Below are 3,163 nucleotides of genomic sequence, written 5' to 3' on the forward strand. Positions count from 1 at the left end.
AAAAAGAGACTAGAGACTAAAAATATATTATGGCTAAAAAAAGTGGTGAAGGACAAAAACTAATTAGTGATAATCGCCAGGCAAGATTTAATTATCATATTATAGAGACTTATGAAGCTGGCGTGGCATTACAAGGAACAGAAGTAAAATCAATTAGGGAAGGTAAAGTCAATTTACGGGATGGTTATGCTTTAATTCGTAATAATGAAGCATGGTTACTTAATGTTCATATTTCCCCATATCAAAAAGCAGGAGAGTTTTTTAATCACGAACCTCGCCGTAGTAGAAGACTATTATTACATAAACAAGAGATTCGGAAATTAATTGGAAAAGTGGAACAACAAGGATTAACTTTAGTACCCTTGAGGATGTATTTTAAGCGTGGTTGGGTAAAAGTTGATATTGCTTTGGCACAAGGTAAAAAACTTTATGATAAGCGTGAAACTATTAAGAGGCGAGACGATAAACGAAGTATGCAAAGAGCAATTAAACAATATTAGATTAACAAGTGCTACGCACTAGGGAACAGGGAATAGTAAACTGTCAAAGGATTTTTCGTATAGGGAAAAGCTCCGTTAACAGGATTTATAAATGTTTTAATCTTTGCTTCGACTGCTATGTGAGAGTAAATTTGATAATTTAGCATTGGGTAGAGTTTATTAAGATAGTCAAACTTAGGGGAAATTCAACTCCTAACTAAAGCCTATAGCATCATTATATGCGATAGCTTCTTTAATTTTTATTTGGTAAGCATTCAGCCGTCAGCTATCAGCTATCAGCTAAGGTTTTTATAGGGGTTTTCACTCATGTTGACTTGCATTACTTCTGCCTGAGTGCATAAGTGCCTTCTACCTTTAAGCCAAAATCTCTATATTCTATGAATCATGAAAAGCGGGCTTACTATGAACGACCATATATTCAATTTTTGCTCCTAGCAATAGGGAATATAAAATCTAGATACACAACAGCTTATATTTATTAACTCATTTATTTATTTAAAAGNCTATCAGCTAAGGTTTTTATAGGGGTTTTCACTCATGTTGACTTGCATTACTTCTGCCTGAGTGCATAAGTGCCTTCTACCTTTAAGCCAAAATCTCTATATTCTATGAATCATAAAAAGCGCGCTTACTATGAAGGACTATATATTCAATTTTTCTCAAAGGTAATAGGGAATATAAAATCTAGATACACAACAGCTTATATTTATTAACTCATTTATTTATTTAAAAGGCTGACAGCTGAGTGCTAATAGCTGAATGATTACTTTATTTGTGCCTATGGATGAAAATTACAAGCCATTCTTTTTCTCTAGAAAGTAATTTCTGAAATACCTGTTTGTGACTCACTGTTTTAACTATTCTTTGTTCAATTTTTCTACTCTTTTTTCTGGATAAATCTCCCAAAAATAATCTGTTTTATAATCATAATCAATACTTTTTAGTATCAAAATTAATGCTCAAAACTGCCAGAATTTTAGATGTTTTTGATCTGTGTATAAGAAGATAAATTTCCACCCCACCTGATTAACTTGGAGTGGAAAAATATCAACTTAATAACGACGCATTTCATTCAGAAACTTATTTTGATAACGCAAAAACTCTTTTCGAGATTCTTGGGAACGACGTTTATTATATCTGTAAATAGACTCACGCAAATTTTCTAATTCCTGAATTCGACGTCTCTGATCCTGGAGAAACCCTTGCTGAAACCTTAGATATTCCCTGTGCCACTCATTAAAACGACGTTGACCATCACGAACTAACATTTGACGATAATGTTCGTGATCCAACTTATCTATAGGAACATTACTTAAATCTCTCATAACTCAATACCTCTCAAACTAAAGTTTTAAATCTTAAAATTTTAACATTTTATTTATTTAATATCAAATCCTATAGCTTCTGACTTGTGCGTAGCGCCATAATACTCATTCCAGCCCAAGAAACTTTTTTTTCTGTATAAGTTACAAACCTAGCTTTACCAGTAACTAAATCATACTTAAAAATTTGACCATTAAATATAGCAAATAATTCATCACCGTAAAAATCTAGACAACCAGAATTCTTAACTCCACTACCACCACCAATAGTAATAGGACTAGCATTATTATTAAGTCGCATCAGATATCTTTGCCGATTATAATTATTACCAAAATCTGAATAACCCCTACCTTTACTATCAAAAGCTAAACCACCACAATAAAGAGGATAATAAGATTTATAAGACTTAATAACTCTTCCTGCACCTGTCTTTAAATTTACTGTTAATAATGTTTGAGGACCCATTGCATAGAGAGCATTTCTATGTTGAGAAAAAGCCAAACTACCTACTTTACTATTACCTAATTTACCAATAATTTTAGTTTTGGCAGTATTAGGATTTATTCTGACTAAATCTGTTGTTTTTGAGTCCCGCCATCGAATTCCATAAAGTATATTTCCACAAAAAGCAATATCTACTATCTGCATACCCATAGAACCAATTAAGACTGTTTTACCAGACTCTATATCTAAAGTATAAAGATGACTTGCCTTACCCTTAGAGTATAAATCTTGAATATAAATTAATCCTTCATTCTGTTTATAAACTTCGTCTGATATTTCTGAAGTTTCTGCGGGGGAAACTAGGTCTGGGTCTTCTTGTTCTATATCGATGGGCGGTGTCGATGACTCCTGGAAAAATGGGAGACCTAATGGGGATGGTTCGTCTATATCGGTTGGTAATTCCGAGAACTCTGACTGTGACGTTGGTGGATCTGATTCTGGTTTTTTTTTGGCTTTCCCAGGGGTTTTGTCTGGTGGTTTTTTGTCTTTTTATTTTGCTTACTACCAAGTAATTTTTCTGTAACTTTTTCTAGTCCTTCAGGTAATTTTTCTGCAACTTTTTCTAATCCTTCAGGTAGTTTTTCTGTAACTTCCTCTAGTCCTTCAGGTAATTTTTCTGCAACTTCCTCTAGTCCTTCAGGTAATTTTTCTGTAACTTTTTCTAGTCCTTCAGGTAATTTTTCTGCAACTTTTTCTAATCCTTCAGGTAATTTTTCTGCAACTTTTTCTAATCCTTCAGGTAATTTTTCTGCAACTTCCTCTAGTCCTTCAGGTAATTTTTCTGTAACTTCCTCTAGTCCTTCAGGTAATTTTTCTGTAACTTCCTCTAGTCCTTC

General features: G+C 33.2%; 4 protein-coding genes. 1 reads left to right on the forward strand and 3 read right to left on the reverse strand.

The window, feature by feature from the left end; all coding sequences use genetic code 11:
* The first annotated feature begins 29 nt into the window (after positions 1-29).
* Complete coding sequence (gene smpB, locus AFK68_RS04535; protein ID WP_094671773.1) at positions 30-500, forward strand: SsrA-binding protein SmpB; 471 nt, start codon at positions 30-32, stop codon at positions 498-500.
* Between the two features lie 1,052 nt (positions 501-1,552).
* Here smpB and AFK68_RS04540 read toward each other — a convergent pair.
* The 3 genes from AFK68_RS04540 to AFK68_RS34475 all read right to left on the reverse strand — a co-directional run.
* Entirely contained in the window at positions 1,553-1,825 is a 273-nt protein-coding gene (locus tag AFK68_RS04540; protein ID WP_094671774.1) for a hypothetical protein, read from the reverse strand.
* Between the two features lie 70 nt (positions 1,826-1,895).
* The gene (locus AFK68_RS04545; RefSeq protein ID WP_094671775.1) at positions 1,896-2,477 is read right to left on the reverse strand and encodes a hypothetical protein; all 582 of its coding nucleotides are present in this window, start codon (positions 2,475-2,477) and stop codon (positions 1,896-1,898) included.
* 233 nt (positions 2,478-2,710) lie between these two features.
* The coding region (locus AFK68_RS34475; protein ID WP_168186321.1) for an apolipoprotein A1/A4/E family protein at positions 2,711-3,163 on the reverse strand (453 nt) is incomplete at its 5' end.

The sequence above is a fragment of the Hydrocoleum sp. CS-953 genome (assembly GCF_002260545.1).
In the GTDB taxonomy this organism is placed as follows: Bacteria; Cyanobacteriota; Cyanobacteriia; order Cyanobacteriales; family Microcoleaceae; genus Trichodesmium.